This window comes from Azospirillum sp. B506 (assembly GCF_000333595.1).
In the GTDB taxonomy this organism is placed as follows: Bacteria; Pseudomonadota; Alphaproteobacteria; order Azospirillales; family Azospirillaceae; genus Azospirillum.
This window is the reverse complement of sequence record NZ_BADK01000695.1, coordinates 1-5311: the sequence shown is the minus strand read 5'-3', so window position 1 is coordinate 5311 and position 5311 is coordinate 1. Positions and strand designations below refer to the sequence as shown.

General features: G+C 67.7%; 7 protein-coding genes. 4 read left to right on the top strand and 3 right to left on the bottom strand.

Annotated elements, in window-relative coordinates; genetic code table 11:
- The 4 genes from I71_RS20820 to uxuA form a co-directional block, all read left to right on the top strand.
- On the top strand, window positions 1-1081 hold a 1081-nt coding region (locus tag I71_RS20820; RefSeq protein WP_042697479.1), incomplete at its 5' end, for an MFS transporter.
- Window positions 1082-1245: 164 nt separating this feature from the next.
- Entirely contained in the window at window positions 1246-2157 is a 912-nt protein-coding gene (locus tag I71_RS39985; protein WP_244433953.1) for a mannitol dehydrogenase family protein, read from the top strand.
- Window positions 2157-2768, top strand: a complete 612-nt coding sequence (locus I71_RS39980; RefSeq protein WP_375731213.1) for a hypothetical protein — start codon at window positions 2157-2159, stop codon at window positions 2766-2768. The genes I71_RS39985 and I71_RS39980 overlap by 1 nt, the downstream gene beginning before the upstream one ends.
- Before the next feature lie 48 nt (window positions 2769-2816).
- Window positions 2817-4007 carry a mannonate dehydratase gene (gene uxuA / locus I71_RS20810; RefSeq protein WP_042697476.1) on the top strand — a complete coding sequence of 397 codons (1191 nt, stop codon included), beginning with the start codon at window positions 2817-2819 and terminating at the stop codon, window positions 4005-4007.
- Window positions 4008-4112: 105 nt separating this feature from the next.
- Here uxuA and I71_RS38430 read toward each other — a convergent pair whose 3' ends face one another.
- Genes I71_RS38430 through I71_RS20795 form a run of 3 tightly spaced genes read right to left on the bottom strand, consistent with a single transcriptional unit; the run spans window position 4113 to window position 5230 of the window.
- The gene (locus I71_RS38430) at window positions 4113-4520 is read right to left on the bottom strand and encodes a PDZ domain-containing protein (protein WP_211098412.1); all 408 of its coding nucleotides are present in this window, start codon (window positions 4518-4520) and stop codon (window positions 4113-4115) included.
- Window positions 4517-4918: a hypothetical protein gene (locus tag I71_RS38425; RefSeq protein WP_159107415.1), complete on the bottom strand. Its 402-nt coding sequence runs from the start codon at window positions 4916-4918 to the stop codon at window positions 4517-4519. Before I71_RS38425 ends, I71_RS38430 begins: the two co-directional genes overlap by 4 nt.
- A 54-nt stretch (window positions 4919-4972) precedes the next feature.
- Entirely contained in the window at window positions 4973-5230 is a 258-nt protein-coding gene (locus I71_RS20795) for a hypothetical protein (RefSeq protein ID WP_148294312.1), read from the bottom strand.
- Window positions 5231-5311 lie beyond the last annotated feature (81 nt).

Sequence of the window (5311 nt, the reverse complement as noted above, 5' to 3'; positions counted from 1 at the left end):
CGGCTGCGGCCGGCTGATGGACAAGATCGGCATCCGCATCGGCCTGCCGGCCGCGGTTGCCGGCTGGAGCTTCTTCGCCTGCATCCACGCCCTCATGGGCAGCGTCTTCGGCTTCAAGATCGCCCGCGCCGGCCTGGGTCTGACCGAGGGCGGCAACTTCCCGGCCTCGATCAAGGCGGTGTCGGAGTGGTTCCCGGCCAAGGAACGGGCGCTCGCCACCGGCATCTTCAATGCGGGGTCCAATGTCGGCGCGGTCGTGGCGCCGGTCCTGGTGCCGATCCTGCTCGTCGCCTATGGCTGGCAGGCAGCCTTCCTGGTCACCGGCGGCATCGGCTTCTTCTGGGTCATCGCCTGGCTGCTGATCTACCGCAAGCCGGAAGAGCATCCGAAGCTGACGGCCGAGGAGCTGGCCTATATCCGCAGCGACCCGGTGCTGCCGCAGGAGAACATCCCCTGGCTCAAGCTGCTGAGCTACCGCGGCACCTGGGCGAACATCGTCGGCACCTGCTTCTCGGCTCCGGTGTGGTGGTTCTATCTGAACTGGGTCCCCGGCTTCCTCAACAAGCAGTATGGCGTGAACCTGTTCGGGGCGATGCTGCCGCTGATCATCATCTACACCATGGCCGATTTCGGCAGCGTCGGCGGCGGCTGGTTCTCCTCGCACCTGATCAAGCGCGGCGTGAAGCCCCTGCGTGCCCGCAAGCTGACCTTCCTGGTCTGCGGCCTGTGCGTCCTGCCGGTGTTCTTCGCCTCCACCGTGTCCAGCATGTGGGTCGCCGTGCTGCTGATCGGCATCGCCGCCTCCGCCCACCAGGGCTATTCGGCCAACGTCTACACCATCGTCTCCGACACCATGCCGCGCAACGCGGTGGGCTCGGTGGTCGGCATCGGCGGTTTCTGCGCCTACTTCGTCGGCATGTTCGTGTCGATGGGCGTCGGCCGCCTGCTGGATGCGACCAACGGCAACTATCAGGTTCTGTTCGGCATCGCGTCGGTGCTCTACCTCGTCGGCCTGGCGATCATGCACTTCATCCTGCCGAAGACCGGGTCCGGCATGACCCCGGCCGGGATCGAGGTCTGATCCCCGCGCCAACTCCGTCCCGACACTCCGGGGCGCCCCGCCCCGGAGTCTTCCTCGAAACGACCGTAACCTCTACCGAATGACGGTGCACCGGCCCCCCGCACTGCCCCCCAGGGGGCAGCGGACAGGGAGACCGCAGCGACCGCCGCGACCCGGAGCCCATCATGCCCGACGCGAACACCGCCCTGCCGGCGGCCCGCCCTTCCCGAACCCGTCTTTCCACCGCTGCCCTGGATCGCCTGCCGCCGACCGTCGAGCGTCCCACCTATGACCGTGCCGCGGTGACTCCGGGCATCGTCCATATCGGCCTCGGCGCCTTCTGCCGCGCCCATCTCGCCACCTACACCGACGACGTGCTGGCGACCGGCGACAATGGCTGGGGCATCGTCGGCATCGATCCGCTGTCTCCCGCGATCCGCGACGCGCTGAAGCCTCAGGACTGCCTCTACACCCTGCTGGTGCGGGAAGAGAACCACGACCGGCTGCGCGTCGTCGGCTCCTTCCTCGACGCGATGGCCACCGCCGATCAATTGGACGAGGTGCTGGACCTGCTGGCAAAGCCGGAGATCCGCATCGTCACCCTGACGGTGACCGAGAAGGGCTATTGCCAGGACGCCGCCACCGGCGCGCTGGACGAGGCGCATCCGCTGATCCGCGCCGACCTCGCCGATCCCGCCAATCCGCGCAGCGTGCCCGGCCTGCTGGCCGAAGCGATCCGCCGCCGCCGTGCCGCCGGGGTGCCGCCCTTCACCGTGCTGGTCTGCGACAACCTCGCCCAGAACGGCATCAAGGTGCGCGGCATCGTCGTGCGCTATGCCGAACTGTGCGATCCGGACCTTGCCGCCTACATCGCCGGGCAGGTCAGCTTCCCCTGCACCATGGTCGACCGCATCACCCCCGCCACCCAGGACGCCGACCGCGCCACGGTGGAGGAGGCGACCGGCTGCACCGATGCCTGGCCGGTGGTCAGCGAACCCTTCAAGCAATGGGTGATCGAAGACCGCTTCCCGCTCGGCCGGCCGGCGGGGAGAAGGCCGGCGCCATCATTGTCGACGACGTCCACCCCTTCGAGCTGATGAAGCTGCGCTGCCTGAACGGCGCCCATTCGCTGCTGGCCTATCTGTCGGGGATCGCCGGCATCGAGACCATCGCCGGGGCCATGGCCGACCGGCAGCTGCCCGCCGTCATGCGGCGGCTTTGGACGGAAGACCTGATTCCCACCCTGCCGCCGGTGCCGGGAACCGACATCCCCGCCTATACAGCGGCGCTGGAAGCGCGCTTCCGCAATCCCGGCATCCGCCACCGCACGATCCAGATTTCCTCCGACGGCTCGCAGAAGCTGCCGCCGCGCCTGCTGGAACCGGCGCGCGAACTGTTCGCCGCCGGCAAGATTCCGGCGGTGATCCCGCTGGCCGTCGCCGCCTGGATGCGCTTCCTGCTTGAACAGGACGAAGCCGGCACCGCCTACGCCGTCGCCGATCCGCTGGCGGCGGCTCTGACCCGCATTGCCCGCGCCCGCAGCACCGATGCCAGCGCCCTGGCGGCCGCCCTGTTCGCCATCGAGGACATCTTCGCACCGGAACTGGTGGCGGAATACGCCTTCCGGAGCGCGGTCGTCCGCCATCTCGACAGCCTGATGAGCGTCGGTGTCGCCAAGACGCTGGCGGACGTCCTCGCCACTCCCTGACCAAACGGCGGCTTCCGCCCCCGCACCCGTATTTGAAAGGACCATATCATGCAGGAAACCTGGCGCTGGTTCGGCCCTGACGATCCCGTCACCCTGGAGAAGGCCCGCCAGGCCGGAGCCACCGGCATCGTCACCGCGCTGCACCACATGAATCAGGGCAGCGTCTGGACGCCTGAGGAAATCCAGAAGCGCCGCGCGATGATCGAGGCCGCCGGCCTGACCTGGGCGGTGGTTGAGAGCATCGGCGTCGGCGAGGAGATCAAGACCCGCACCGGCGACTTCCGCACCAAGATCGACAATTACAAGCAGTCGATCCGCAATGTCGCCCGCGCCGGCATCCCGGTGATCTGCTACAACTTCATGGTCATCACCGACTGGAGCCGCACCAACCTGATGCACAAGCTGCCGAACGGCGGCTATGCCCTGCGGTACGACAGCGTCGATTTCGCCGCCTACGATCTGTTCGTTCTGAAGCGCCGCAATGCGGAGGCCAGCTACACCCCCGCCCACGTCGCCGCTGCCAAGGCGCGGTTCGAGGCGATGACGGAGGAACAGGTGGCGGAACTGGAGCGCAACCTGATCGACTGGCTGCCGGCCCGCGACTTCGCCTATGACCGCGACAGCTTCCGCGGCATGCTGGAGCTGTACCAGGAGATCGGCGTCGAGGACCTGCGCGCAAATCTGATCGCGTTCCTGCGCGAGATCGCGCCGGTCGCGGAGGAGGAGGGAGTGCGGCTGTGCATCCATCCTGACGATCCGTCCTTCCCCATCTTCGGCCTGCCGCGCGTGATGTCCACCGCGGAGGACGTGCGGGCGCTGTTCGACGCCGTGCCGCAGGAAGCCTGCGGACTGACCCTGTGCACGGGGTCCTTCGGCTCCAACCCGAAGAACGATCTGGTGGCGATGGCGAAGGAGTTCGCCCCGCGCATCCACTTCGTCCATCTGCGCAACACCACGCATGAGCCGGACGGCTCCTTCTATGAGGCCGACCATCTGGGTGGCGACACCGACCTGATCGGCGTGGCCGCGGCGATGATCGATGAGGAGGCCCGCCGCCGGCAGGCCGGCCGTGCCGACGCCCAGATCCCGATGCGCCCCGATCACGGCCATCTGCTGGGCGACGACATCGGCCAGACGATGAATCCCGGCTATTCCTTCGTCGGGCGCCTGAAAGGCCTGGCCGAACTGCGCGGCGTGATGCGCACCATCGAAGCCTTCCGCGGCAAGCGGGTGGCTTGACGGGCGGCGGGGCCCCTTCTCCAGTGCGGGGAGAGGGGGTCCGGCTCCGTCCGGGCTTTTCCCTTTCACTCCTATCGAGAGACCCTGCGGTGGTACCGCTCCGCCTTACGGCGTCGGCGGCGACCAAGCCAGTTCCCGCGCCGGCAGCTGAAAGGCCGTTGTCACCTTGGCGACCTCCGCCTCGCCGCCAGTGTTGCCCACCGAGAACCACGGCGAGCGCACGCCGCTGACAGAAGCGCCCGAGGTCATCAGCTGAGCCACGCAGAAACGCTCGCGCAGCGGGGCGACCGGTGCAGCCATTAGGTCCGGTGCATCGGCATGGACGGCGCCCGCCGGCACGCCACGGACATCGAGAATCACGTCGCCCGGCCGAACGCCCGACACATCGGCCGTCTCGCCCGGCATCAGTTCCACCACCAACACCCCGCGCGGAGCCGCCAGCCCCACCGCCTGCGCCGGTTGGTCCGTCACCGGGGCAACCGAAATCCCAACCCTGCCCTGCGGTTCGCTCACCGGCACCGTTGACGATCCTGGCAGCGTGCCGCCCCCGGCGCCCCCCGCGCCTTTTGCCGAGGCAGTGGCGCTCGGAGCCAAGGCTCCACACCCGTCACCGTACCCGAGGCGGAAGCCGGACAACGCTGTTCCATGATGACCTGGCGCAAAGCCTGGATATTGACCGACATCGATTGGAAGTAGCCCTGCGGCACCGAGGACAGGCGGTCAGTGTTCATTTGCAGCAGCATCGCCGGCGCCTGACAGCTCGTGCCGCGATAGAATGACGCCGTCTCCGCCACCTGAGCCGCCTGCGACGGCGCGCCGGCCTTGCCCGCGGCACCTATCGCCAGCCCGACCGGATCGACTGCACAGCCAGACAGCATCCCCGCCCCCGAAACAACCACGAGCGCTGTCATCCATGCCGAGGCCCCAGTTCGAATGCGCCGCATCGAAACGGTCTCCCCATGCATTTACCAGCGTGGGGTCTTGCGGGATTTCTGGTCCGGCTGGAGCTTCCAAAGATGGGTCAGCCGCTCCACCCGTTCCGGGTTGCAGTTCGTCCGCTCGAAATCGGTAATAAAAGTGGTGAAAGACGCAAGCTGATGGTTCCGCCGTATCGAGGCCGCCACGGTCGCTTTCATCGACACCATGAGTGTCAGTGTAAGTCCCGGGCAGATCTGACAGTCGACACAGCGATGAGGCGCTTCACGCGCCATGATCTGCGCCACGCCCCCTTGCGGTCCTTGCGGAATGGCCTGGACATCCGGACGCTATGGAAGCAGCGCTGCCGCAGCACCGGAAAAGGAGGG

Coding starts and splice junctions, on each gene's coding strand:
- I71_RS39985 (WP_244433953.1), top strand. CDS start 1,246: ATGCCCGACGCGAACACCGCCCTGCCGGCGGCCCGCCCTTCCCGAACC.
- I71_RS39980 (WP_375731213.1), top strand. CDS start 2,157: ATGAAGCTGCGCTGCCTGAACGGCGCCCATTCGCTGCTGGCCTATCTG.
- uxuA (WP_042697476.1), top strand. CDS start 2,817: ATGCAGGAAACCTGGCGCTGGTTCGGCCCTGACGATCCCGTCACCCTG.
- I71_RS38425 (WP_159107415.1), bottom strand. CDS start 4,918: ATGACAGCGCTCGTGGTTGTTTCGGGGGCGGGGATGCTGTCTGGCTGT.